Origin of the sequence: Geobacillus sp. FSL K6-0789, from assembly GCF_038593135.1 — a bacterium.
GTDB classification, from domain to species: Bacteria; Bacillota; Bacilli; order Bacillales; family Anoxybacillaceae; genus Geobacillus; species Geobacillus stearothermophilus.
On record NZ_CP151966.1, the window covers coordinates 2,623,097 to 2,648,531 of the forward strand.

The 25,435-nt window shown below is 49.3% G+C and carries 24 protein-coding genes and 6 pseudogenes; 10 read left to right on the forward strand and 20 right to left on the reverse strand.

Annotation, left to right across the window (positions count from 1 at the left end; genetic code table 11):
* Positions 1-78: 78 nt before the first annotated feature.
* The gene (locus tag NSQ51_RS13975; RefSeq protein ID WP_049624328.1) at positions 79-684 is read left to right on the forward strand and encodes a biotin transporter BioY; all 606 of its coding nucleotides are present in this window, start codon (positions 79-81) and stop codon (positions 682-684) included.
* Positions 685-793: 109 nt separating this feature from the next.
* Here NSQ51_RS13975 and NSQ51_RS13980 read toward each other — a convergent pair whose 3' ends face one another.
* The 3 genes from NSQ51_RS13980 to NSQ51_RS13990 all read right to left on the reverse strand — a co-directional run bounded on the left by NSQ51_RS13980 (position 794) and on the right by NSQ51_RS13990 (position 4,194).
* The gene (locus NSQ51_RS13980; RefSeq protein ID WP_015375716.1) at positions 794-1,792 is read right to left on the reverse strand and encodes an inorganic phosphate transporter; all 999 of its coding nucleotides are present in this window, start codon (positions 1,790-1,792) and stop codon (positions 794-796) included.
* A gap of 17 nt (positions 1,793-1,809) precedes the next feature.
* Positions 1,810-2,430: a DUF47 domain-containing protein gene (locus NSQ51_RS13985; RefSeq protein ID WP_033016305.1), complete on the reverse strand. Its 621-nt coding sequence runs from the start codon at positions 2,428-2,430 to the stop codon at positions 1,810-1,812.
* A gap of 270 nt (positions 2,431-2,700) precedes the next feature.
* Positions 2,701-4,194, reverse strand: coding sequence for a leucyl aminopeptidase (locus NSQ51_RS13990; RefSeq protein WP_049624327.1), 1,494 nt, complete (start codon positions 4,192-4,194; stop codon positions 2,701-2,703).
* A gap of 177 nt (positions 4,195-4,371) precedes the next feature.
* Here NSQ51_RS13990 and NSQ51_RS13995 point away from each other — a divergent pair.
* Positions 4,372-5,183: pseudogene (locus tag NSQ51_RS13995) on the forward strand (cobalamin-binding protein).
* Between the two features lie 17 nt (positions 5,184-5,200).
* Here the strand turns inward: NSQ51_RS13995 and NSQ51_RS14000 are convergent.
* From NSQ51_RS14000 to NSQ51_RS14020, 5 genes and pseudogenes are all read right to left on the reverse strand, one after another.
* Positions 5,201-5,839, reverse strand: coding sequence for a 3D domain-containing protein (locus NSQ51_RS14000; RefSeq protein WP_033016309.1), 639 nt, complete (start codon positions 5,837-5,839; stop codon positions 5,201-5,203).
* A 275-nt stretch (positions 5,840-6,114) separates the two neighbouring features.
* Complete coding sequence (locus NSQ51_RS14005) at positions 6,115-6,438, reverse strand: YuiB family protein (protein ID WP_033016313.1); 324 nt, start codon at positions 6,436-6,438, stop codon at positions 6,115-6,117.
* Positions 6,439-6,493: 55 nt separating this feature from the next.
* Positions 6,494-6,631 carry a YuiA family protein gene (locus NSQ51_RS14010; RefSeq protein WP_160315650.1) on the reverse strand — a complete coding sequence of 46 codons (138 nt, stop codon included), beginning with the start codon at positions 6,629-6,631 and terminating at the stop codon, positions 6,494-6,496.
* Between the two features lie 126 nt (positions 6,632-6,757).
* Positions 6,758-7,256: pseudogene (locus tag NSQ51_RS14015) on the reverse strand (NUDIX domain-containing protein).
* A 155-nt stretch (positions 7,257-7,411) separates the two neighbouring features.
* On the reverse strand, positions 7,412-8,635 hold the full coding sequence (locus tag NSQ51_RS14020) for an NAD(P)/FAD-dependent oxidoreductase (protein ID WP_049626249.1): 1,224 nt from the start codon (positions 8,633-8,635) through the stop codon (positions 7,412-7,414).
* Between the two features lie 284 nt (positions 8,636-8,919).
* On the opposite strand from NSQ51_RS14020, the gene NSQ51_RS14025 reads away from it, so the two are divergent.
* Positions 8,920-9,912, forward strand: coding sequence for an NAD(P)/FAD-dependent oxidoreductase (locus NSQ51_RS14025; protein ID WP_033016356.1), 993 nt, complete (start codon positions 8,920-8,922; stop codon positions 9,910-9,912).
* Positions 9,913-10,086: 174 nt separating this feature from the next.
* Here NSQ51_RS14025 and NSQ51_RS14030 read toward each other — a convergent pair whose 3' ends face one another.
* The 4 genes from NSQ51_RS14030 to NSQ51_RS14045 all read right to left on the reverse strand — a co-directional run bounded on the left by NSQ51_RS14030 (position 10,087) and on the right by NSQ51_RS14045 (position 12,223).
* On the reverse strand, positions 10,087-10,383 hold the full coding sequence (locus tag NSQ51_RS14030; protein WP_033010407.1) for a LapA family protein: 297 nt from the start codon (positions 10,381-10,383) through the stop codon (positions 10,087-10,089).
* Between the two features lie 133 nt (positions 10,384-10,516).
* A complete protein-coding gene (locus NSQ51_RS14035) occupies positions 10,517-10,882 on the reverse strand; it encodes an iron-sulfur cluster assembly accessory protein (protein WP_033010406.1) in 366 nt (121 codons plus the stop codon).
* A gap of 97 nt (positions 10,883-10,979) precedes the next feature.
* Positions 10,980-11,852 (reverse strand): diaminopimelate epimerase, encoded by an 873-nt coding sequence (gene dapF / locus NSQ51_RS14040; protein WP_080985697.1) that lies wholly within the window; start codon positions 11,850-11,852, stop codon positions 10,980-10,982.
* Positions 11,853-11,983: 131 nt separating this feature from the next.
* Positions 11,984-12,223 carry a YuzB family protein gene (locus tag NSQ51_RS14045; protein WP_033016359.1) on the reverse strand — a complete coding sequence of 80 codons (240 nt, stop codon included), beginning with the start codon at positions 12,221-12,223 and terminating at the stop codon, positions 11,984-11,986.
* Positions 12,224-12,658: 435 nt separating this feature from the next.
* On the opposite strand from NSQ51_RS14045, the pseudogene NSQ51_RS14050 reads away from it, so the two are divergent.
* The 4 genes and pseudogenes from NSQ51_RS14050 to NSQ51_RS14065 all read left to right on the forward strand — a co-directional run.
* Positions 12,659-12,910: pseudogene (locus NSQ51_RS14050) on the forward strand (NAD(P)/FAD-dependent oxidoreductase); the annotation flags it as partial.
* 177 nt (positions 12,911-13,087) lie between these two features.
* Positions 13,088-13,633 carry a DUF6431 domain-containing protein gene (locus NSQ51_RS14055; protein WP_049626302.1) on the forward strand — a complete coding sequence of 182 codons (546 nt, stop codon included), beginning with the start codon at positions 13,088-13,090 and terminating at the stop codon, positions 13,631-13,633.
* A 152-nt stretch (positions 13,634-13,785) separates the two neighbouring features.
* Positions 13,786-15,039, forward strand: coding sequence for an IS481 family transposase (locus tag NSQ51_RS14060; RefSeq protein WP_342462693.1), 1,254 nt, complete (start codon positions 13,786-13,788; stop codon positions 15,037-15,039).
* Positions 15,032-15,832 (forward strand): AAA family ATPase, encoded by an 801-nt coding sequence (locus NSQ51_RS14065; protein WP_064213564.1) that lies wholly within the window; start codon positions 15,032-15,034, stop codon positions 15,830-15,832. The genes NSQ51_RS14060 and NSQ51_RS14065 overlap by 8 nt, the downstream gene beginning before the upstream one ends.
* Positions 15,833-16,118: 286 nt before the next feature.
* On the opposite strand, the gene NSQ51_RS14070 is transcribed toward NSQ51_RS14065, so the two are convergent.
* The gene (locus tag NSQ51_RS14070; protein WP_033010402.1) at positions 16,119-16,448 is read right to left on the reverse strand and encodes a DUF1462 family protein; all 330 of its coding nucleotides are present in this window, start codon (positions 16,446-16,448) and stop codon (positions 16,119-16,121) included.
* A 157-nt stretch (positions 16,449-16,605) separates the two neighbouring features.
* Between NSQ51_RS14070 and NSQ51_RS14075 the strand changes: the two genes are divergently transcribed.
* A complete protein-coding gene (locus NSQ51_RS14075; protein WP_342462697.1) occupies positions 16,606-17,580 on the forward strand; it encodes a transposase in 975 nt (324 codons plus the stop codon).
* A gap of 64 nt (positions 17,581-17,644) precedes the next feature.
* Here the strand turns inward: NSQ51_RS14075 and NSQ51_RS14080 are convergent.
* Positions 17,645-17,842, reverse strand: a pseudogene (locus NSQ51_RS14080) (IS21 family transposase); the annotation flags it as partial.
* A gap of 150 nt (positions 17,843-17,992) precedes the next feature.
* On the opposite strand from NSQ51_RS14080, the pseudogene NSQ51_RS14085 reads away from it, so the two are divergent.
* A pseudogene (locus NSQ51_RS14085) lies at positions 17,993-18,193 on the forward strand (3-hydroxyacyl-CoA dehydrogenase); the annotation flags it as partial.
* Between the two features lie 16 nt (positions 18,194-18,209).
* On the forward strand, positions 18,210-18,986 hold the full coding sequence (locus NSQ51_RS14090) for an enoyl-CoA hydratase/isomerase family protein (protein WP_049624223.1): 777 nt from the start codon (positions 18,210-18,212) through the stop codon (positions 18,984-18,986).
* Between the two features lie 66 nt (positions 18,987-19,052).
* On the opposite strand, the gene NSQ51_RS14095 is transcribed toward NSQ51_RS14090, so the two are convergent.
* From NSQ51_RS14095 to pfkB, 6 genes and pseudogenes are all read right to left on the reverse strand, one after another.
* Positions 19,053-19,913 carry a Cof-type HAD-IIB family hydrolase gene (locus NSQ51_RS14095; protein ID WP_049624222.1) on the reverse strand — a complete coding sequence of 287 codons (861 nt, stop codon included), beginning with the start codon at positions 19,911-19,913 and terminating at the stop codon, positions 19,053-19,055.
* A gap of 267 nt (positions 19,914-20,180) precedes the next feature.
* Complete coding sequence (locus NSQ51_RS14100; RefSeq protein WP_049624221.1) at positions 20,181-21,617, reverse strand: glycoside hydrolase family 1 protein; 1,437 nt, start codon at positions 21,615-21,617, stop codon at positions 20,181-20,183.
* Positions 21,618-21,651: 34 nt separating this feature from the next.
* Positions 21,652-23,313 (reverse strand): lactose-specific PTS transporter subunit EIIC, encoded by a 1,662-nt coding sequence (locus tag NSQ51_RS14105; RefSeq protein ID WP_049624220.1) that lies wholly within the window; start codon positions 23,311-23,313, stop codon positions 21,652-21,654.
* A gap of 78 nt (positions 23,314-23,391) precedes the next feature.
* Positions 23,392-23,712: a PTS lactose/cellobiose transporter subunit IIA gene (locus tag NSQ51_RS14110; protein WP_049624219.1), complete on the reverse strand. Its 321-nt coding sequence runs from the start codon at positions 23,710-23,712 to the stop codon at positions 23,392-23,394.
* 62 nt (positions 23,713-23,774) lie between these two features.
* Positions 23,775-24,050: pseudogene (locus tag NSQ51_RS14115) on the reverse strand (transposase); the annotation flags it as partial.
* 417 nt (positions 24,051-24,467) lie between these two features.
* Positions 24,468-25,421, reverse strand: coding sequence for a 1-phosphofructokinase (gene pfkB / locus NSQ51_RS14120; protein ID WP_049624218.1), 954 nt, complete (start codon positions 25,419-25,421; stop codon positions 24,468-24,470).
* Positions 25,422-25,435 lie beyond the last annotated feature (14 nt).

Here is a 25,435-nt window from a genome sequence, read left to right on the forward strand (position 1 = left end):
CCGCCGAAAAAAGAGAATTGACAGCCTAGCGATTGTTCGGTACGATTTTGTTAACGAACAAAAAAAGGAGGTTTACATATGGAGCGACGGACTTCGCTTCGACCGATTGACATGACGCTCGCCGCCATGTTCGTCGCCTTGATGGCGATCGGGGCGAACATTACGTCGTGGGCGCCGTTTCTTGTCGTCGGCGGTGTTCCCATTACGCTGCAGACGTTTTTCTGCGTCTTGGCCGGAGCGGTGCTCGGGCGGCGGCTCGGTGCGGTGGCGATGATTGTGTACATGCTCGTCGGCCTCGCCGGTGTGCCGGTGTTTGCTAAATTCAACGGCGGACTGTCGATGATTTTCCAACCGACATTTGGCTTCATTCTTTCGTTTATCGTTGCCGCTTATGCGACCGGATGGGTCATCAACCGCGGCCCGCAGCCGGCGTCAAAAGCTCGTTTCGTCACCGCCGCACTCGTTGGCATGGTCATCAACTATGTCATCGGCACGAACTGGATGTACATGGCGTACAAACTATGGGCGGAAGCGCCGGAAGGGCTTTCGTACGGCATGGTGTGGGGCTGGATGCTTGCCCCGCTGCCGAAAGACATTTTGTTGTCGATCGTCGCCGGCTTGATCGCCCCAAGGATTTGCCGGGCGATCGGACGCTCCTCCGCCGCGGACCGTTCGGCGGCCTAAACACGAAAAGAGTCTGACCCAAAAGGGAAATTTTCCTTAAACAAAACACAACATAGGAAAAACAATAAGAAAGGGTGTCCCGATCTGTTGGGACACCCTCTTTCATTCGTTAGAAAAATAAACGGAGAACCTGGTACACAAACCCAGCAATCAACGCTGACACTGGCAAGGTGATGATCCATGTCAGCACAATGCGGCGGGCGACGCCCCATTTGACGCCTTTCACCCGTTGGGCGGCGCCGACCCCCATGATGGCCGAGGAAATGACGTGCGTCGTACTGACTGGCAAATGCAACAACGTGGCGGAAAAAATGACGAGCGCCGAGGATAAGTCCGCTGCCGCCCCATTGACAGGGCGGATTTTCATAATTTTTCCACCGACCGTTTTGATGATCTTCCATCCGCCGACAGCCGTCCCCAATCCCATGGCTAAGGCGGCAGAAATGCGCACCCATTCCGGCACGACATCTGAGTGGTGCATTTCGGCAGCGATCAGCGCCATCGTAATGATGCCCATCGTTTTTTGGGCGTCATTCGTTCCATGCGTATACGCCTGCAATGCAGCCGTTACAACTTGAAATAGACGAAACCCTTTGGTTGTTCTTGTTAAATTGGCGTCTTTAAATAAGAAACGAAACAAACTCATAATGACAAACCCAACACCCATCGCCAAAAATGGAGAAATAATCAATGATTCCAAAATTTTAAGAAAACCTTGGTAATGGATTACATCCCAGCCAGCGGCGGAAATGGCTGCCCCAGCGACCGAACCGATGAGTGCATGCGACGAGCTGCTCGGAATGCCATAATACCACGTAATTAAGTTCCAGGCAATGGCAGCAACCAGCGCTGCCAAAATGACGAGAGAACCGTTCTCAAGGGTGAATGGATCGACAATGTCTTTCGTAATCGTTTTCGCGACACCGGTGAAGGTGAGCGCGCCGATAAAGTTCATCGTTGCAGCCAAAATAATGGCTTGGCGCGGCGTGAGCGCTCTCGTCGACACCGACGTCGCAATGGCGTTCGCGGTATCGTGGAACCCGTTAATAAAGTCAAACGCCAACGCGAAAACCACAATGAATATCGTCAAGACTAAAATCATATCCATAAAAACAACGTCCCCTTTTACGCGTTGCGCATAATGATCGTCTCGAGCGTATTCGCGACATCTTCACAGCTGTCAGCAATCTCTTCCAACATTTCGTAAAGCTCTTTGTATTGGATGAGCTTAATCGGGTCTTTTTGCGTCACAAACAAGTTTTTGATCGAAGCGCGCAAAATTTCGTCGCATTTCGTTTCGTAATCCTTGATTTTAATGGCGTGCTGGCGCATGTCAAGCAACTTTTTGTGCGACAGCAGTTCGAGCGCATGAACGATTTCGATCGTGCTTTGGTAAATATAGTCGAAGAACTTCACCATATGTTCGTCAATGTCCGTGAATGAGAACATTTCAAACCGGGCGGAGCATTGTTCAAGCCCGTCAAGCACATCATCCATTTTCATCGCCAGCTGATGGATGTCCTCCCGTTCAATCGGCGTAATGAACGTTTTGTTCAATTGGACGACAAGCTCATGGATGAACGAATCGCCTTTCCGTTCATACTCTTTCATGACGCGGGCGAATTCTTTCAAGTCGCTCACGCCTCGGATTTTATACTCAACAAAGTATTGGGCTGCTTCCTTGACATTTTCCGAAATCTTAAACAACATGTCGAAGAAAACGTCCTTTTTTGGGGAAAAGATCATTGAGACCACCCTCCATCTCAGAATTCGAAAATCACCGCTACTTATTGTAGTAATTTACACAGCATTTACAATAAGACAATCAAAAATTTTACACAAAATTTACATTACCTTTACATTTTGTTCGCTTTTCCTGCCCATATATTATGTAGCGTGCCAAACAAAAGCCGAAGCTATGCACATTTGCTTCGGCTTTCCCATTCGACATCGCGCGGCCGCCGGCTCAGCCCGTCCTGCTTGAATTAGGCGATCGCAGCGCCGCTTGCGTCTTGCTTATTCAAACCGTTCAACAAACGCGGTGAGCGTCCGCACCATGACACCCGTCGCCCCAGCCGGGCCGAGGTCGCCATCTTTCTTTGCAGTCGCCGTGCCGGCAATGTCCAAATGCACCCACGGGGTGTCTTCGGCAAACTCGCCAATAAACGCCCCGCCCATAATGGCGTGCCCTTCGCGCCCCGGAGAGTTGTTCAAATCGGCGATTTTGCTGCTTCGCACCCGCTCGCGGTCGTGTTCGGTGATCGGCAGCCGCCAAATGAACTCCCCGGTTTCCATCGATGCTTCCAGCAGCTGCTCAAACAGCGCCTCGTTGTTCGTCATCGCTCCTGTTTTGTCCGTGCCAAGGGCGACGATCACTCCGCCTGTCAGCGTGGCGACATCGATGATATAGCTGGCGCCGTGCTGTTTCGCATAAGTCACCGCATCGGCCAAAATGAGCCGTCCTTCAGCGTCCGTGTTGCGGACTTCGATCGTTTTTCCGGACAGCGATGTGATGACATCATCCGGTTTGAACGCCTCGCCGCTGATCATATTGTCAGTCGCCGGGATGACGGCGAGCACGTTTTGTTCCGGCCGCAGTTCGCCGATCGCTTCCATCGCCCCGAGCACCGCCGCCGCGCCGGCCATATCCGTTTTCATATCAACCATGCTGTCGCGCGGCTTCAGGCAGTAGCCGCCTGTGTCGAACGTCACCCCTTTGCCGACGAGGGCGATCACGTCTTCCCATTTTTCTTTCCCTTGATATTTCAACATGATCAATTTCGGCGGCTGCTTCGACCCTTGGTTGACCGCGAGCAGCGCTCCCATGCCGAGCCGCTCCATGTCTTCTTTCTCCAAAATTTCATAGTCAAAATCGTATCGGTCAGCGAGCTTTACGGCATAATCCGCCAAATCGGACGCCGTCAGCAAATTCCCCGGCGTGTTGACGAGCGTGCGCGCCGAGTTCGTCGCCTTCCCGTATACCGAACCGACGAACAAGCTCGCCTCGATGTCCGCTGCGTCCGCCCCCGTATAAACGGTGAGCGATTTCATCTCATAGTCCCGCTCTCGCCTGTTTTGCTTGTATCCCGGGAACTCATACGTCGCCAAATAATACGCTTCAGCAAGCGCATGCGCGGCTTCGTTTTCGTCGACGTCCCCGGCCGTAAACGTGTCAAGCGCGACCGCCGCTTTCGTCCGCTTCGCCTGCTTCAACGCGCGAAACAGCTTGCCGAACACCTCGCGCAGCCGCGCAAACGTCAGCTCCTCTTTTTTGCCGAGCCCGACAAAATAGAGTCGTTTCGCCCCGGCCGGCAAAAGCGGGTGAATCACGGCGATGCTCCCCCGTTTCGCGGAAATGTCGCCTTCCTTCCACAGTCCGGACAGCTGTCCGCCAAGGCGGGCGTCATACTCGTCGGCAAGGCCGGCAAACGGCTGCCCCCCTTCAAACAAGCCGATGACCAACGCTTCCTCGTTCGTTTCGACAGACGGCAATGGCTTTACCGTAAACATCGTCTCATCCTTTCTATGATTATGCCTTCCCGTCTTCATTATAGCGAAACAAGCCAATTATTTCGATCATCTAATGGATGAATTCCCCATATTTAAAAACAAGGGGGGCGAAAGAGGGAAAAAGGCGGGATGGGGCGAATGGATAACCATACTCCGATGCAGAAAGGACCGATGCCGTTGAAAATCGTTTCCTTATGTCCAAGCAACACCGAACTGCTCGCCTATCTCGGCCGCCTTGACGATGTCGCCGCCGTCGACGATTCGTCCGACTGGCCGCCCGAGGTGAAGCAGCTGCCAAACGTCGGGCCGGATTTGCACATTGATATGGACCGCGTCGAGGCGCTCAAGCCTGACCTGGTCGTCGCCTCTTTAAGCGTGCCCGGCATGGAGCGCAACGTCGAGGAACTCAAACGGCGCGGGCTCCCGCATCTCGTGCTGGCGTCGAATTCGCTTGAGGACATCGCCAACGATCTCCTTCAGCTCGGCGAGGCGCTTGGCGAAACGAAAAAAGCGGCCGACCTCGTCCGCCGCTACCGCGCATTTCTCAGCGAATACCGCGAGCGGGCCGCAACGGTGGCGGAGCCGGCTCGCCTCTATTGGGAATGGTGGCCGCGGCCGATTTTCACGCCGGGCGGGGCAAACTGGCTGAGCGAACTAAGCGAACTCGCCGGCGGGCACAACGTGTTCGCCGACCTTCCAGAAGCGAGCGTCCAGACGGAATGGGAAGACGTCGTCGCCCGCAACCCGTCGCACGTCCTGCTCGTTTGGGTCGGCGTGCAGACGAAAAACATGAACGCCAACGCCGTTATCGCGCGCCCGCACGCCGACAAGACTGAGGCGGTCCGTGCCGGGCGCATCCACGTGTTGGAAGAAGCGCTCTATTGCCGTCCGTCTCCGCGCCTCTTGGTCGGATTAAAAAATTGTCGCCGCTTTTGCATCCGGCGCTGTTTCCTCCCGCTGACGACAGCGATCCGCTCCTTGGCGGCTGACGGGCGGGAGCCCTCCTTTAACTTTTCGATTCCAAATATTGCTGCCGGAACACTTGCATCGTTTCATCCTCGTTCAACCGCGTCAATTCTTCCTCCGACAGCTTGCCGTCCCCTTTTTGGATAATGTAAACTTGCACTTTCCTTTTTCCCCAATATTTATAGACATCTTCGACCGTTTCATAATATAAATCAAGATGATGGCCTTTGATCGCCCCGCCTTTGTCGGCGACGACGCCGAACCCGTATCCGGGGATGAACAAAATCGTGCCGATCGGAAAGATCGATAAATCGGCAGCAATCGTCGAATAAAGGTCGCGCTTCACGCGGACGCCGGAGTACGTGATGCCATACTCAGGGTGATCAGGCGTTTTCCCGGTCGATTCAATGCCGGCTGTATAGCCGGTGGCGACCACTTCAACGGAAGGATATTTTGACCAGTCAAAATGATCCTCAAGCCGCGGGGCGGAGCGACTGCCGCTTTTCGGGCGGCCGTTTGTCCCGCCACTCGGCTCATGCTCGACCAATAATGCGCTCGACAAGGAGCGGAGAACCGTTTCCGCCTCGACTCCGGAAACAGACTGGAACGTCGCGGTGAGCGCTAGGAAAAACAACACCGTCATCGCGGTCCGGCGTGCAAACTGCCTGAACCTATCCAATGATCTCAACTCCTCTCACACCTCTATTTATCTCCAACCAAAATCGAAATATTCATTGCAACGGCGGGCCAATCGAAAAAACGCATGACACCGGACTCCAAGCGCCTGTTCCGCGGCGCCCTCCGGCATCGCCGCAACATGAAAAAACGCCGCCGCAGACACGGTGGCGCGCAAAAATAAAAAACGCCCCCGCTTGCGCGGAGACGCCTGAACACCTTTGATACCCTTTTGCGAAAAATACAACCGATCGGGCAGCATGATCGATCCGAAATGTCTTAGAACATTTGATAGCCTTTCGCCCGCAGCGTGCGGATCGCCCATCCGGCGCAAAGGGCGCCGGCAAAGCCGCTCGCCAAAATCAACAAATCAGCCGTTTCCAGCGAGGCGATTTTCCGGCCGAGCGCCGAAAACGAGGCGGCCGGATCGGTCCAATACTGCTTCCATGGCACATCGTCAATAATGAACACCGCAATGACCGGAAAGCAAACAGCCATGATCCATGTCATGCGCAACAACATATTTAACAAAAATCCGATGCCGAAAAATAAGACGAAAAATAAAAGCATCGAAATGAGTACAACCGGCAAACTCATTTGCATCCGCCCTTCCCTACCTTACACCCTTTTTCAGTGTACTGGATGGGCGGATGACAAGTCAATGCTCATCGTCGTCTTCCGTCTCGCTTCCCGTCCCTTGGCAGCCGCAGCACGTTTCCGATCCGCCGAGCAAAAGCTGGACGTATCCGTGGCCACCGCAGTACACGCAATCGGTCGTCGTCGCCGTTTGTGCCATTCTTCTTCCCCTCCACTTCTTTTTTGTTAATATATCAAAATTTTCTGTAAAAAATAGCGATTCTTCTCTGTTTTCGTTCATGTAATCGAATACATCGGCGCCTCGCTTTCATTTTCTCCATTATTCTTATGATTTTGACGATTTTAAGTAAAGGCGGTACTTCGTGTACCCAAACCGGATCACCCGGGTTCAGCCCGTTATGCGGGGGAAGGGAGACGAGCGGCTCAAGCGCCAATAAATAGCGAAGCAGCCCGGACGTGTTCGGGCCGTCGCGGAACGCCGCCTTGCTTAAAAAAGCAGCGGCCGACAATTCGCCCGCCTGCACGGTAATGGCGGCCGACAATGGGCGGAGAAGAAACATCGCCAAATTGTCGCTGATCTCTCCGTCGATGACCCCGGTGCGCAAACCGAGAAACACGACCGGCTCGGCGTCGATTCCCGTCTCCTCTTTCACTTCGCGGACGGCCGCCTCGTCAAGCATCTCCCCCGGCTTGACGAATCCAGCCGGCAACGACCATTTGCCTTTCAGCCCGCTGTAGGCTTTCTTGACGACAAGCCATTCGCCCGCTTCGTTGATCACAAGCCCGGCCGAGGCAATCCATACGTTTCCGCGTTTGTGGTCCATCATCCTCATCCTTTTCCCATCGTTGTTCCTGTTTGTATTTCGACAAGAAAGCAGCCGTTCCCTGTCAGCCGCCATATAAAAAAGAGCCGGCCCGAACGGAAACATCCATGAGAAAAGGCGCCCCTGGCGATGGGAGCGCCCTCTTTTGGCCTTCATCAGAAAAACTTGAATTTCCCTTTTTTCATGACGAGCGATGCACCGCCGATCAAATACAAAGCGCGGTTGTCGACGACTTTTTTCATGAAGCTCGCTTTCGTTCCCCACAACTTTTTGCCGAACACAACGCCGATCGCATCGTCATGGCCGAGCGAGCAAACCGTCCCTTTAATATCCGGCTTAAACGGCTCCAGCTCCCCTTGTCCACGGATGAGCACCGCCAAGTTTTTCGCGCACAGCTGGCCTTCTTGCATGGCGATTTGTGCCGTCGGCGGATACGGGCGGTTCGTTTCTTCATCAATGACGAGCGAACAGTCGCCGACGACGAAAATGTCTTCATGCCCCGGGACACGCAAGTACGGGTCCACTTTAATGCGCGCCCGCGCCGCTTCAAACCCAGATTCCTCGATGACGCGGCTGCCGCGCACGCCGGCCGCCCAAATGACCGTGCCGGCTTTAATTTCCTCGACATCATCACCTTTCGCGACAATGATGCCATCCGGCGTGCACTCTTTAATGGCGGTGCCGATTTTAAACTCCACTCCTTTGCGCTCGAGCTGGCTCACCGCGTATTCGACAAGCTCCGGATCGAAGCCCGGCAGCGCGGTCGGCGCCGCTTCGACGCAAATGATGCGCACTTTGTGCGGATCGACGTCATATTCGCGGCACAGCTCCGGAATGCGGTTGACGAGCTCGCCCAAAAACTCGATGCCGGTGAACCCGGCCCCGCCGACCACGATCGTCAGCCGCTCGTCTTTCTTTTCCTCTTCCGTGTTGTACGTCGCAAACTGGTACTCGATATGCTCGCGGATTTGCCGCGCCGCGTTGATGTTGGCGATCGAGAACGCGTACTCTTTCAGCCCTTTGATGCCGAACGTCTCCGATTCGAATCCGAGGGCGATGACGAGATAATCGTACGTCAGCTCTCCATTTTCAAGCAGCACTTTCTTTTCGCCCGGCACGATTTTCGTCACCGTATCTTGGACGAATTTCACCTTGCTGCGATCAATGACGTCGCGGATCGGATAGCGGACGCGGTCATGGTGCAACGTGCCGGCCGACGCTTCATGGAGCCATGTCGTTTCATAATGGTAGTCATGTTTGTTGACAAGCGTAATGTTCGCCTCGTTCACCCCGACAAGTTTTTGCAGGCGGACGGTCGTCATGAGCCCGCCATAGCCAGCCCCTAAAATGACAACGTTTGGTTTTCTCACTTGAATCACTTCCACCCTTTTTAATTTTTTTCCACACGTTTCTGATAGCTTTTGCTTCGGCCCCCATTTTTATTGAGCGAAGTTTGTGAAAGTATTCACGTTAACCTTCAAAAAAATGTCGACAGATTGTCACAAAAAATTAACAATCTATCCACAACCATATTAGTTCTTTTTTTGCCTCTTTTCAAGCCCTTTTTTTCCGCCGGCCCGGCAAAAATTCTCCGTTATAACGGCGCGCATTTATGGTAAGATAAACTTGTAAGGCCATTATTTATATGCGGGGAGGAATGTCGGTGAAAGAGGATCGGAATCTTTATGACGTCACGATCATCGGCGGCGGGCCGACCGGGATGTTTGCCGCGTTTTACGGCGGCTTGCGGCAAATGAAAGTGAAAATTATCGAAAGCCTTCCGCAGCTTGGAGGGCAGCTGGCTGCGTTGTATCCGGAAAAATACATATACGATGTCGCCGGGTTTCCGAAAGTGCGCGCCCAAGAGCTTGTCAACCAGCTGAAAGAGCAGATGGACCTATTTTCGCCGACCGTCTGCCTGAACGAGTCGGTCGACACGCTCGAAAAGCAGGGGGACGGAACGTTTAAACTCGTCACCAATCAACAAATCCATTATTCGAAAACGATCATCATCACCGCCGGAAACGGCGCCTTTCAGCCGCGTCGGCTCGAAATCGAAAGCGCTCCCCGCTATGAAGGAAAAAACTTACATTACTTCATCAACGACTTGGGGCAGTTTTCCGGAAAGCGCGTGCTCGTCTGCGGCGGCGGCGATTCGGCCGTCGACTGGTCGCTCATGCTCGAACCGATCGCCGAAAGCGTCATGATTGTGCATCGCCGTGACAAATTCCGCGCCCATGAACATAGCGTCGAACAGTTGATGAAGTCAAGCGTGCACGTGAAAACGCCGTTTGTGCCGGTCGAGCTCATCGGCGATGACCAAGGCATCCGCCAGGTCGTCCTCGAGCATGTGAAAGAAGGCGCGAAAGAAACGATCGATGTCGACGCCGTCGTGGTCAACTACGGCTTTATTTCGTCGCTCGGCCCGATCAAAAACTGGGGGCTTGACATCGAAAAAAATGCGATCAAAGTCAACTCGCGCATGGAAACGAACATCCCCGGCGTGTATGCGGCCGGCGACATTTGCACATACGACGGCAAAATCAAGCTGATCGCCTGCGGCTTCGGTGAAGCGCCGATCGCCATCAGCAGCGCGAAAACGTACATCGACCCGACGGCGCGGATGCAGCCGGCGCACTCCACGTCGCTCTTTTAAGCGGCAAAAAAGCGGCGACCGCCGAAACGGATTCGCCTATAACACGAACGAAAAACAGTACTTGCCAAAACAACAGCCCGACGGAACCAGAATGTTTGACGCAAAAAAAAACGCGCCCTGCCAAATCGGGCGGAAACCGCCGCCCGGTCGCAGCAGGGCTCGTTTTTCATTGCGCTATTCTTTCGCGGCCGCCGTATCCAGCCGCTCTGTTTGCTCCAAAAGCGCTGCCAGTTCCTCATTTTTCTTTTCCGCCGCCTTCAACCGCCGCTGCAAGCTGAACAAGCGCACCCAACCAAGCATGCCGACAACGAGACCGCCAACAATCGCCGATCCGAAAATGACGACAATGAGCGGCAGGCGGGTTTCACCGGCCAAATAATGGATCGTCACTTGCTCGACATTGGCCACTGCCATAAGAGCGATGACAAGCGCCAACACGAGCGCCAGCAACAAATTCAACTGCCCTTTCATCGGCGCTCCCCCTTCCTTTGACGGCCGTCTGGAAACGGCCTCCGGCGACGGGCGGCTTCAGCCGTTCACTCGGCATTGCCCCGGTGCGCCGGGGACGATTGATACGTTGAACAGCGCATTTCATGCCATTCGGCTAACATTGCTCCGGCGTGCCGGCGTTCGTTGCGGTGCGGAACGACGAGCCGCAGCCGCATGTTGCGATGGCGTTCGGGTTGTTGATCGTAAACCCGCCACCAAGCAAAGACTGCTTGTAGTCGATGACCGTGCCGCGCAAAATCGGGGCACTGTCGCGGTCGACCAAAATTTTAATCCCGTGCTGTTCGAATTCAATATCATCATCGCGCCGCTCGTGCTCAAAGCCCATGCCGTACGACAGCCCGCTGCAGCCGCCGCCATGGACGCCGACGCGCAGGTAGGCGTGCTCTTCTTCCTGCTCCTTCATCATGTCCTTAATTTGAAACGCCGCCGCTTCGGTCAGCGTCACGATCGCTTCCGCCATTGGACTCTCTCCTTTCCATGTTCTCGTCTTTCCAACCGGTCTCGTTTTGCCTCTTTTTTCTCTTTGCTTATAGTATACCGCTTTCCCATCCGGGTGCTCAACCGTTCTGCCCGCTTTCGTAAAAATACACGCCAGTGCACACCGTCTCCGCCGGCCCGGTCATGCGTACACGCCCGTCATGCCCCCAGACGATGCGCAAATCGCCGCCGGCCAAATGGACGACCGTTTCCACTCCGCGCGCCGTTTTGCCGTTCAACACCGAAGCGACGACGGCCGCGCACGCTCCGGTTCCACACGCCTGCGTCACGCCGGAGCCGCGCTCCCAGACGCGGAAATGAAGCTCGCGTTCATTGACGACTTCGACAAACTCGACGTTCACCCCTTCCGGAAAGCGCGGATCTTTCTCGACAAGCGGGCCGAGCGTCGTCACCGGCGCTTCGTCAATGTCCTCGACATAAAAAATGACGTGCGGGTTTCCCATCGAAACGGCGGTAATTGTATATTCGCGCCCGTTTACCACAAACGGCTCGGCGACCACCTGCGCCGCTTCCGGCCCGGCCATCGGAATAGCGCTCCGCGCGAGGCGCGGTTCGCCCATATCGACGGTCACGCTCGCTACCTTGCCGTTTTGGACAGCGACTTCCGCCTCGACAAGCCCGGAGAGCGTTTCAATCAAAAACGAGCGGCCGCGGACGAGGCCGTGCTCATACGCATATTTTGCCACGCAGCGCAAGCCGTTCCCGCAGTTTTTCCCTTCCGAGCCGTCGCTGTTAAAGATGCGCATTTTCACCGGCGCCTCATCGGACGGGCAAATGAGGATCAAGCCATCCGAACCGATGCCGGTGTTGACATCCGACACGCGGCGGGCGATCGCCGGCAACTCGTCTTCCGGCAACGTTTCCCGAAACAAATCGACGTAAATATAACTATTTCCTAACCCATGCATTTTCGTAAACGAAAACGATCGCACGATATGCCCTCCCGAAAAATTTTTCACCTTTTGCGTATATTGAATCCTTTGTGTGGACAAAATGGGAATATCCCCCGTTTTTTCATATACATTGAAGAGGATGCCGCTTGCAGGCATCCTCCTTTTTTCAGTCAAAACATCGGATTTTCTTCCAAATGTTTATAAATATTTTCCACCAGCTGCTCCGGCGTCTCACCGCTGACAAATTCGCCGTTGACGAGCGCAAACAACGTTTCCGCACAACGCGTGCAATAGCTTAAGCAGCTGTATTCGATGATGTCCAAATTCGGGTCTTTTTCAAGCATTTCCATCGCTTTGTACGACCCGCTCGCCAAGTTGCTGATGCAAAATTCTATGACCGGCAAAATCATCGCCTGTTCACCTTCCTGCTTCCCATCGTAGCCGTTTTGCGGCGCGGCGTCAACGGACATGCTCACGAGAAGGGCGCGGAAAAAGAGCGTCCCTCCAGTTTGAGAAAATCAAAAGCGCTGGCGCAAGGTTTCTCAAGTTGAGAAAAGGCGCAAGCGACGGCATGACGCTGAACGCACGACGCCGACCGTCGACAGGGAAGCCGCCATGCCGCTTCGGTTGAGCGCTCTCAGCGCCAAACGATGCGGTTTGTCAGCTTATGCGCCTCCAAGGCGGCCGTCCAGAAAAATTGTTGTTCTTTTGTCACAATTCGCTATACTTTTCCGTGAAAATAATGAATCCATGAGCGGTTATTTTTATGTTTGGGTGGCGAGTAAAAGCTTACTCATGGATGTTTTTTATGTTTATGGCATTGGCGGCTTACGAAACTGGACACAAGCCTGCCGCATTTGCCAAGCGCCCAGCTCGCCGAAGCGCAGGCGGAGCAAATCGTCCAAGTGCTGCAAAAACGGTGGAACGGCGAAGAGCCGCCGAGCGAATTCCCGCCGATCAAGCTGAAAGGCATTCTCGGCTCACTCGGCAAAAAACACGGCTTCGGCCTCGTCGCGGACCGCCCGCTCACCGGACGCGTGCCGCGCCTGTTAAAGTCGGGCATTTTATGGATGTACAAGTACCATCATGGGTATTAACCTGCTGAGCAGGCGGCCGCTTTGGTGTAAATTATCACTTTATTTCGGAACAAAAGAGACATTTTTTTGCACATTCCTTCAGAAAGCCCTCTCCCCTTTTCTGAAAGAATGTGCTAAATTTTTTGTGAATTATTTCGGAAGAGAAAATCCATCGGTTCATAGGAGGGGGAGGAGGACGTGATTCAATTTCATGACTTTGGCATTGACGTTCAAACGTATGCAGAGCGTGGAAAAGAAAACGACTTCCCTCTTCTGAAAAAGTGTCCGCATTGCCGGGCCAAGCGCCCGTTGCACCGCCACGGTTACTATGAGCGAAACGCATTGACCCCACATGGCGATTATCGCATTTGGATTGTCCGGTATCGCTGTCGGGAATGCTTGAAGACGGTGAGTGTGCTGCCTTCCTTTCTCCTCCCGTATTTTCAGTATACGTTGTCCGCCATATGGCAAGTCGTGAAAGAGCAGTTGGGATTGACCGAAAGGACGAACCAGGCTCCGTTTCTCCCGACAAAGGACGGCATCATCTTTTATGTCCGACGGTTCTGCCGAAACCTATCAAGCCTTCATAGCTTTTTTGCGAGGCGGTGGAGGATCATAGGCCCTATCGTGAAAAAAGAAAAGGAACGGGCTTCTTGGTGGATCCAGACGTTAGAGGAACACGGTCTTGATTCGGCCATCAGAGAGATGTGGGAGGGCGGATTCCGACACCCTTTTGCGAATTAAATGGGATCCTGATTTTACATACATACCCTAAATTGGAAATAGTTTCGGTTCCCACAAACCTTTCCTATCGACGGAGAAAAAGCAATTCGGTACGATAAGGGCAGGAGGACCGGAACGGTCCTGATTCCAAGTGAGACCAGGAGGAGATTTGAATGAATGAGTCGATGAGACACGACATTGCCCTGTTTCGGTACGGGCTAATCGCTCCGTTGGTGAATGGGCAGGTGGAACCGAAGACGTATCTGAAAGAGGTGAGCGAGCGAGTGCACCATGTTCCCCACCAGGGAGACAAACGAATCGCAGCCAAGACGATCCTCGATTGGTGCACCCGATACAAAAAAGGGGGCTTTGACGCCTTAAAGCCGAAGCGCCGTTCGGACCGCGGCCACTCAAGGCGTCTGTCGCCCGATGATGAGGATCATATTTTAGCCCTAAGAAAAGAACATCCCACCATGCCCGTGACGGTGTTCTACGAACACCTGATCGAGCAGGGGGAAATCCCAGAAAATCATACCTCTTACTTTACTATATACCGATTGTTGAAAAAACACAACCTGGTGGGAAAAGAAATCTTGCCGATGCCGGAGCGAAAGCGTTTTGCGTATGACCAGATCAATGAGCTATGGCAAGGGGACTTATCCCATGGACCCACGATTCGCGTCCATGGGAAAGCCCAGAAAACGTTTTTGATCGCGTATATCGATGACTGCTCGCGGTTAGTGCCATATGCCCAATTTTTCCCTTCGGAGAAGTTTGACGGGCTGCGGATCGTCACGAAGGAAGCGGTGCTTCGTTGCGGGAAGCCGAAACGCATTTACTCGGACAACGGGAAAATTTATCGGTCCGAGGTGCTGCAGTATGCGTGCGCCGAGATGGGGATTACACTCATCCACACCCAGCCGTATGACCCGCAAAGCAAGGGAAAAATCGAACGGTTCTTCCGCACCGTACAGACACGGTTTTATCCACTGTTGGAGCTGAATCCGCCGAAATCGCTTGACGAGTTGAACGAGCGTTTTTGGAAGTGGCTTGAAGAGGAGTATCATCGAAAACCGCACGCCTCACTGGACGGAAAAACGCCGCATGAGGTGTTTCAATCGCAAGTGCATCTCGTGTCGTTCATCGAAGATGGCGATTGGCTGGATGCGATTTTTCTGAAACGGGAGCACCGCAAGGTGAAAGCCGATGGCACGATCACCCTGAATAAACAGCTATACGAAGTGCCGCCTCGGTTCATTGGGCAATCGATTGAGCTCCGCTATGATGAACGGGGCGTCTATGTGTACGAAGATGGAAGGAAGGTGGCGGAGGCCGTTCGGGTTCGTTTGGAGGACAACGCCTATGTAAAACGCCATCGGTCCCCGTTTGCGGCGATTCCGGCGAAGGAGGGAGAACACGGTGTATAAATCGTTTTACTCCCTTTCGCGGGAGCCGTTTGCGAAAGAAACAGACCCGTCCGAGGCGTATCAAGGGGCGTCATTTCAGGAAGCGTTGCGGGCGCTGGAGTACGTGAAACGAACCCGGGGGATCGGGCTGTTGATCGGAGAGCCGGGGGCGGGCAAGACGTTCGCCCTTCGGGCGCTGAAAGAGTCATTGAATCCATCATTGTATCATGTCGTCTACTTTCCGTTATCCACCGGAGGCGTGATGGATTTTTACCGTGGACTGGCCTTGGGATTAGGAGAGGAACCGAAGTACCGCAAGGTAGACCTCTTCCGCCAAATCCAGCAGGCGATCGAGCGATTGTATCATGAACGGCGGATCACGCCGGTGTTCATTTTGGATGAGATGCATTTAGCGAAGGATGCATTTTTACAGGACATCGCGATCTTGTTCAACTTTGAGATGGATTCGACCAACCCATTTGTCTTGATTTTGGCCGGGCTGCCCCATTTACAGGGGAAGCTGCGGCTCAATCAGCACCGCCCTCTCGACCAGCGGATCATCATGCGATACCGGATGGGGCCGCTGGAGAAGGAAGAGGTGGCGGGCTACATCGAGCATCGGATGAAACAGGCCGGGGCGAAGCATCCGATCTTCACCCCATCGGCGTTAGAGGCGATTGCCCTGCAGTCGCGGGGATGGCCTCGGGTGATCAACACGTTGGCCACGACGTGCCTGTTATACGGGTATCAGCTGAAAAAGGACGCCATTGACGAAGAAGTGGTGCGCATGGCCGCAGAGGAAATGGGGTATTAGCACGAAAGGGGCCGAATCGGCCTCTTTTGTGCTTTCTCTTTTCCATAGGTCCATCAGGCGCGCTGGAAATCTTCATCTGAAAGAGCGTGCAAACGTTCCGAAAGAATGTGCAAAATCTGGAACAATCCGCAAAAATTTTGCACATTATTTCCGAATCCGCCTGAAATAATTTGAAAAAGGGATTCTGAAATAATGTGCTAATTTACATTTGGCTTCCTGTTCATTCACGCCAACAAAAGCGGCGGAGGACTCCCCGCCTTCTCTTTAGATGGCGTTCACCTGCCGCTTACGATGAGCGGTAGCCGTATTTCTCCATTTCCGCATAAATCGACTTCAGCCGCGGATTGCCTTCGGCCACGACTTCCCCTTCCACGACCACGACCGGGTACACCCAATCTTCCTCAACGATCGTCTGCGCCAGTTTCCGCTTTGCCTCATCGTCAGCGGGCGGCGCGAAAATGTCGACGTACGTCATCACAAACGGCTGGTCGGGATATTTGCGGCGCAGCGCGGCCTCGAGCCACTCATACGTTTCCTTCGACGACGGCAGCTGCACGCACGACGGACAAATGATGTCGGCCCCGTACACACAAATTTCAACCGGCTTGAATGTCATCGTTGTCATCCTTTGCGAAAACAAAATTTATCATTACTGTAGATGAGCAAATTCACTTACATAAATTGACAACTAAACAAAAAAGGAGACATGAACCGGACTCCTTGGGTAAAATAGATGTGCTCAAAACCCATTCACACAAGGAGGTTCATGTCTCATGAATAGATTAGCACATCACCAAGGAATCCACAAGTTTTTCTTCACGCTGGGGTTGACGCTGCAGCTTTCCAAACCGGTCATCAAGCATCTCATTCATATTGTCGATGCCTTGACCACCAAGGGATTCTCGGGAACATTGACTGATATTCATTACTGGAGCTTTCATCCGAATCATCGAACGACGCTCCGTCACTTTTTCACGAAAAGCCCTTGGAACGAGGAAAGGCTGCTTGGGAAGCTTCAAGAGTGGATCCTTTCCCAGGTCGAACGACTGGCCAAACGGAAGAATCAACCCCTTTTTGTTTCGATTGATGATACGATTTGCCAAAAAACAAAGCCTTCGTCACGGGCTGTGCACGCCATTCAAGGGTGCGACTGGCACTACTCGCATAAAGATCATCAATCGGTCTGGGGGCATTCGCTCGTTTGGCTGATGGTGCACACCTTCACGCAGGCGTTCCCATTTGCGTTCCGCCTGTATGACAAGAAAGCGGGAAAAAGCAAGATCGACCTGGCGATCGAGATGCTTTCCTCGCTCAAGGTGAAGCGGGCTCAGCCGGTGTATGTGCTCATGGATTCGTGGTATCCGTCTAAGAAGCTCATCGAAGCCTGTCTGAAACAGGGATTCCATGTCATCGCGATGCTCAAGACGAACCGGATTCTCTACCCGAAAGGCATCGCCATCCAAGCCAAGCAGTTTGCCCGCTATATCGAGTCCAAAGACACCCGCCTCGTCACGGTGGGGCAGGAGCGTTATCGCGTGTATCGCTATGAGGGGGCCATCCATGGCCTCGATGACGCGGTGGTGCTGCTCTCCTGCGTGTACAGCATCGCCGAATCCCGACAAAACCTCTCCACCGGGCTGGAGCTTCTTCGGTCGCGGAAAGACCACAGCGTCGTCGAGTTCATTTATGACGCTGCGAAGCAAGATATTCCCATTGATGTGATCAAAAAACAGCTCCGTATCGCGTAAGGGGTACCCTGTTTGTCTCTCTAACCATGGAAATTATTGTAATGAAAAATGCTCATCTACAGTTATCTAAGATAGGTTTCACTGGATCCATTACTCTAGCTTTCCGGATTTGTTTTCTTTTCGTTGGGCTAAAGTCCTCCATCTCTGCATACTTCTTAATCGTTCTAGGATCATGATTCGTTCTTTTGGTAATATCTGAGTATGAACGCCCTTTTTGATTCGCCTCATATCTGATATAATCTATTTCAGCCACTGCTAACATCTCCTTCATTACCTCCCGTTGAACAAGTTGCCCAACTAGGAGGGTATGGTATTTAGGGAATGTTGGCAAGTGGTTTTTTTATTTATGTATGGCCGCTGGGGCCTACATAAATTAATTGCCATACACTACATTAATAGATTGCCACAAACAGCTCCGGGGGTATTTAAAACACCGCTTTTTGCCGGTTTACCGGAAAAGGCGCAGGAAGCACTGGCAAAGATGACGCCCTTTTCCCCTAGACTGGGACATCCAGAAGAATTTGCCAGGCTGGTTTGTGCGATCGTGGAAAATCCAATGTTAAATGGGGAAACGATTCGTCTTGACGGGGCAATTCGCATGCCGCCGAAATAGACAGAGGGGTGATGGAATGGGAGAGCTTGTATTCGTACGCAAGGACAAGCACATCGCATATTTGACGATGAACCGACCGGAAAAATTAAATGCTTTATCCGCAGATCTGGTCCAGGCATTAATTCGCGAATTGAAGAAGGCGGAAGCCGATGATGAAGTGAAAGTTATTATCCTCTCCGGAGCGGGGAAATCGTTCTGTTCCGGCGGAGATCTTTCGGCTTTTCAGAAAATGTCCGATATTGGATCAATCATCAACTGGATGAAAGAGGCAACAAGACTTGAGCAGACGATTGTTGAGTTAGATAAGTTGGTGATTAGTGCAGTTCACGGGTATGCTGCTGGCGCTGGTTTCAGTTTGGCATTAGCGAGCGATTTTATCGTTTGCGATAAGGATGCGATTTTTACCGCGAGTTTCGCGAAGGTGGGACTGATTCCCGATTTAGGGTTGATGAAAAATTTAGCGAAAAACGTACCGCTACCGCTGGCAAAGGAGTGGCTTCTATCTGGAAGTCGTATTACAGCTGAAGAAGCCTATCGAAAAGGACTCGTCAATCGAATTGCTGAAGGAGATTTACTGGAGGAGGCGAGTCGTTTTGCCAAGTTTATTGTGGAGGGACCGCCACTTGTTCAGCGTTTTGTTAAATATATGTTGAATCATGCCCATGAGTTCACCCACGATACGAATTTCATGCAAGAAGTAACGATGCAAGCCTTGCTTTTACAGACAGAAGATAATAAGGAAGGCGTGCGGGCATTTTTCGAAAAAAGAAAGCCAGATTTTAAGGGGAAATAAGTGAAAAGATGAAAAAAAGGCGGAGAAACATAAGGTTTTTCCGCCTTAAGTCATTTAGTGAGGAAACTATTCATGTGTCTTTAATACGTGTTTCCTTAGAGCATTTGCCACTCCATGTTGATCATGGTGATCGGTTGTAAACATTGCATGACTTTTTACGACATCATCGGCATTCTCCATTGCAATGCTAATACCTGCTGCTTTTAACATCGGAATATCATTGATTTGGTCTCCAATCGCGACCGTATTTTCCATAGGGATTTGTAAGTGACTGGCCAAGTAACGTAGGCCGAACCCTTTATTCGCATCTTTATGGGTAAATTCAATGGAAGGTGGTCCACCAGAACTAATGGATACATCGTTCCGTGCCATCGTTTGTTTTTCCAAGAGCGATAGTTTTTCCTGATTAAATGTATTTCCGCTAATTTTTGTAACGTTTAAGTTTAATAGATCAAGTTCTTCGACATCACGTACAAATATCATATTGTTTTGGCTGAATACGATATCCGCATGATGTCTGTAGTAGTCTTTATCAATAGCAGGAGATGATTTTGCCAATTCGTCAATCTCGTTGTATAGAAAACTCTTTGTATCTTTTTCCATGAATATACCTTGATCGGTATAAAGTTCAACGGGTATCTCATATTGACGGAGGGCGTTAATTATTTCCAGGACCGTTTGCTTGTCTAAAAACAATTGTTTTAAAAAGCCGTTATCGTAAATGCTTGAACCATTCCCGCTGATAATTGGTAAATGAAGCTTATATGGCTTTAAAATATGCAAAATATCATCATGATACCTTCCAGAACAAATCGCAATATGATGGCCCTGCTTCTTCACTTCCAGGATTGCCTGTAGATTTTCATCGCTGATCGAACCATCGCTCGATAACAATGTGCCGTCCATATCAATGGCGATTAATTTCATGAAAACATCATTCGCTTTCTTTGTATTTTTTGTTCCATGATAAAAATAGACCCGCACACCATAAGATAAGAGTTTTTGATAAACTTTTCGTATGGTGGCGGGTCTTACCTTAACAATTCTATCTATCTAAAATACTTCATTCGACATAAGCTATTTGTTACGATTCTTCAAGGGTTGAGTGAGTGATTTTGTCCAAATTGGAGGTCCTTCCGGGAATGCTGCTTGCATATATACGTACATGAACATTCCCGAAAGTTTTTTTATTTATTAGAGCTCTTCACCATTCGTTTCGATGACTTTCTGATACCAGAAGAAGCTGTCTTTCTTAATCCGTTCCATAGATGCGTTATCGTCCACATCACGATCGATATATACGAAACCGTAACGTTTTTGATACCCGTTTAACCAGCTTAATACGTCTGAGAATGACCATACAGTATAGCCGATCACGTCTGAACCATCGGAAATTGCATCCCGAATCGCGTTAATATGATCTCTTAAATAGTTAATTCGATAATCATCGTGGATTCTGCCGTTTTCCACAGTATCAAATGCTCCGAGACCATTTTCTGTAATTAATACAGGTAAGTTGTAGCGACTGGTGATTCTTGTGATGGCAATTCGTAAACCGGTCGGATCGATCGTCCAGTCCCAATCAGTTTTATCGGTGAATGGATTATCGACAATCCGATAAAGTCCCGGAATTCCTTTTTCCGGTGTCGTTCCTTTTTCACCGGTATTGTTAATTGCATAGTTCATTTGCACACCGTCGAGGGGATTGTAAGCAACGGTTGCTGTTTGATAGTAGTTGATACCCATAAAATCAGGTTTTCCTTTGGCAAGGAGCTCGAAGTCGCCTTCCTGGATATCCGGTGTCAAACCATTTTCCTCTAAATAACGCCATGCTCTTTTCGGATATCTGCCATGTACGTATACATCCATCCAGAAGTAATTGTGGAAGTCATTCGCATCGTCTGCTGCCAGTACATTTTCTGGTTTCGTATCTACAGGGTAGTACGGCATATAGGCAAAGCTCGGTCCAATTTTTCCATCTGGAACATATTTGCGGAATTCGTTTATGACAGCCGCATTGGCGAGATTGGCAATATGGTTTGCATTATACATTCTTTTTCTATCTTGTACTTTAGGAGGGTGGAGAGCAGATTCATAGCCATGCCCGATAAAAATATTTTGTTCATTTAATGTTACCCAGTATTTTACACGGTCTCCGTACCGTTTAAATAATGTAATCGCATAGTTTTTAAAGTCTTCGATGATTCTTCTCGATTCCCAACCGCCATATTCATCTTGTAGAGCTTGCGGTAAATCCCAGTGATAAATCGTTAATACTGGTTCGATATTGTATTTGAGTAATTCGTCGATTAAACGATCGTAAAATTCCAGTCCTTTTTCATTTACCTCGCCATATCCTTTAGGATAAATACGTGGCCAGGAAACAGAGAAACGGTATGCTTTAAGACCTAATTCGGCCATTAATTTTACGTCTTCTTTATAGCGATGATAGTGGTCAATCGCTATATTACCGGTTGTGTTTTTGTAAGTATTTCCAGGGGTCTGAGAAAATGTATCCCAGATGGACGGTCCTTTTCCATCCTCATTCCAGGCCCCTTCTATCTGGTAGGCTGCCGATGCAGCCCCCCATAAGAAATCTTTCGGGAAAGGTTTTTTCTTGAGATGCTCCATTCTAAAATCCTCCTTAATTTATTAATCAATTTTATTAGTTGTTAAATTGTTTTAATACAAAGTCAATCGCTTTCTTCGGATTGTTTGTCAATTCGATATATTCTTGACCACTGGTCGATACGAGTTTAATTCCTAAACGATCCGTATCTTTCTTGATCACTTCGTAGTTGGAAGCAACTTGTGGTGCGAGAATGACTAAATCAAAGTCTTTCAAAATATCATTGTGAGAACCGTATGCACCTGCTCCTGCAATAATCGGAACATTATATTCTGCAGCGGCTTTTTTTAATGCATTGGCGAGTAAACCACTAGTTCCACCACCGGCACATAAGACAAGGACGTTTTTCACATCTTTCATTTGTCCAGCGACAACTTCATCAAGCGCTGTATCTACTTCAGCCGTAACTTCTTCTTCATCTGATTCTGCAGTTTCCAGTTCTTTTTGATAGATTTCATTATCGTAAGCTTTAAAGAATGGATAGTAGATGAGGAAGTCAACAACCAGTAACAGGATTGCTAACACAAAGGATAATCCTGCAAAACCGGTACCCATTACTAATCCTAACGGACCGGGGGTTGTCCACGGTAATACGTAAATGAATCCATTCATATTTAAAACATCAACGAAAAATTTGAAGAGCCATACGTTTGCAATTGGTGCCAGGATAAATGGTACAAAGAATACCGGGTTTAAGACTAACGGTGCACCGAATAAGATCGGTTCGTTAACACCGAAAAGTACAGGAATCGTTGCTGCTTTACCGATTGCCCGGTTTTGTTCTGATTTGGCTAAGAATGCAAACATTAATGTAATGATTAATGTTGCACCGGTTCCACCTAAAGTGGCGACGAAATGTTGTAATCCAGGAGCTAAAACGTGTGAAGCGTGTTCACCAGCCTGGAATAATTTCAAGTTTGCTTCGATATTCACATAGTAAATTGCAGTAACAGCAGGTTCAACAATGGAAGGACCGTGAATACCGATAAACCAGAAGAAGGCCATGGCTCCGTAAATGAGCGCCAGTCCTAAATATCCATCAGCAGCTGAGAACAAGGGTTGGAAAAACTTAATAACTCCTTCTGCAAAGTTCATCCCGGTTAAGTTTCTAAACACCAAATCAAATAGCCAGAAAAATAATGTAGATAAGGCAAATGGAATTAAGTCCTTGAATGTTTGGGCGATATTTGGTGGTACTTGTTCCGGTAATTTGATCGTTACATCGTTTTTCACACAAACTTTATAAATATTACCAACGACAAATGCCGAAATGAAAGCTGTAAGTAATCCAGCAGATCCCATATAGCCACTGGAAAAACCGCCTTCAATGGCATCTGCGGAAACGAGCAAGAAACCAACAATGGAAGCTAACATCGTAGAAATATTGTTGATTTGGTTGTTACTCGGTAAATCCCGGTTAAATGAGTCGGTTAAATATTTTGCCGTTGTGGCAGTTACCAATACGGCCAAAATTCCCATTGAATAATTGTAGGCTTTTAACAGAATTGCTTCGATGTGTTCAGGCCAGTAGAATCCGAAAACATTTGGTACGAAAGCCACTAACATAAAAATACTGGAAAATAAGACAACAGGCATGGATGCGATGAAACCGTCTTTTACAGCTCTCAAATAGACGTTTCGAGAAATTTTTTCAAAAAAGGGTTTCATTTTTTCGATTTGTGCAACTAAGCCATTCATTTTTTCCCATTCCTTTCATGATTTTTATTCGATTTGTGCAACTAAGCCATTCATTTTTTCCCATTCCTTTCATGATTTTTATGAATTGTGATCTTTTCGGTAAATATTTATTAAATGCTGAACAATATCACTTAACAACAATGTCGTCATTAAATGATCTTGTCCATGGACCATGATGAAACCTAATTCTAAATCTTCGCCACTAGCTTCAGCTGATAAGACTTTCGTTTGAGCATTATGAGCTTTATTTAAGCTCTCTCTTGCTTCTTCGATTAACTGATCAGATACATCGAAGTTGCCATTTCTTGCTTCGTTGATTGCGTTGAGTAGCTTTGATCTTGCTTCACCGGCGTAGGAAACAATTTCAAAGCCTACTAAATTCACTTCCGTTTTATTCATGTTGTTTCTCCTTTCTAAAACATGTTTGCTATTTTTTGTATTTAATGTAAAGATTGATGGATTTTCTGGTTTTTCCGAACGGGCGTCCAAAAAGCGATCATGTATTCATCATACAGCTTCTTTTGCAAGTCTTGGCTCACATATCCTTTGTCACCAAGTGTATACGGATGAGGAAGTTGGGCCATCACGGTTTCCGCAGCTGTCCGGTCGTGACAGGATGCTTCGGTGACGACATATCCCATCGGAAGCGCTTGGTCAGTGATCTGGAGATGAAGCTTAAACCCATAGTAAGCCATCTTTTTGGATGCACAATACCCGATATCTGCGATTCCTTGAAACTCCAAATAAAGTGAAAGTGGGAGGAGTTCAGTTCAACGGATACAAAACGGCTTAAGCGCTTTCTTATAACCCATACAGAAATTCCGAAAGGATAACGATATTTTTTAGGTGCTCTTTTAAAAATCCTCCCTAATTTTTTTGACTTTCTCATTTCAAAGCATCCTAATGTTTCTAAATTCTATAGAAACACTTTGGTCAGTTAATGGCTTACTTACTGATTTTCATTGATCACAAACAATACCAAACGAATGTTATATAACTTCACTGAACAGCATGACCAAAAGATGTCTCACCGCATGAATTGATTTTTTGTCTGATGTCCCTTATAATTAAAACTATCAGTGACTTGTAATAATTCACTAATTACTTTCATCCTTCTATCACCTCCTCGATATTACAATACATCCAACTTTCAATTACCTTATTGATTTTCCACTTAAGGAATAAATTCTATCTACTATCATTTGATTGATAATATAGTCAATTTGATTGGTATCAATAAACCCCGTCTTTTCTTCGATAGCATTTAACGTTCCGAAAGCATTGCCATAGACCAATACTTGTTCAGGACTATAATTTCTCTGAAGGGCGACAGCGAATCCAGCGACCATAGAATCCCCTGATCCAACCGGATTGACCGCTTGGACCTTAGGCGGTGTAATTTTGTAAAAAACTCCTTGATGATAGGCAATCGATCCTCTTTGTCCTAATGAAACGACAATATATTCGATTTCATATTCCAATAAAGAATTTTGGATGGCTTCGATGACTTCTTCATCCGTTGTCACTTTTCGATTGCATAGTTGGGATAATTCATCGAGATTCGGTTTAACTAAATATGGCTTCGCCTTTATTCCTTCTCTCAAAGCTTCTCCACTTGTATCCAAAATAAATTTTTTTCCTTTTTTATTCGCAATCTCAATCAATGTTCGATAAAAAGACGGTTTTAACCCTTTTGGCAAACTTCCCGAAGCTGTAATGACATCGGCACCGTTGATGAGGTCTTGATAATTCTCAATAAATTTTTTTGCTTCTTCTTCTGATATCGCCGGTCCTTCTTCTAAAATTTCTGTTTGTTGTCCATCATGGAGAAGAGCTATGCAGTTTCTTGTGTTTCCCTTAATATCAACAAACCGATGTGGAATTTGGATGGAATCAAGCTCGTTTCTTATAAACTGTCCGTTTGTTCCACCGAGAAATCCCGTTGCACAAAGACTTTCATTTGTGCAACGGATAACCCGGGAAACGTTTAACCCTTTTCCACCAGCGGTTTTGATCACACGATTGCATCGGTTCACTTCGTTGATATGAAAGGAAGAAAGATGATAGCTCATGTCAATAGCCGGATTTAATGTGATCGTCAAAATCATCCATCTCACCTTTT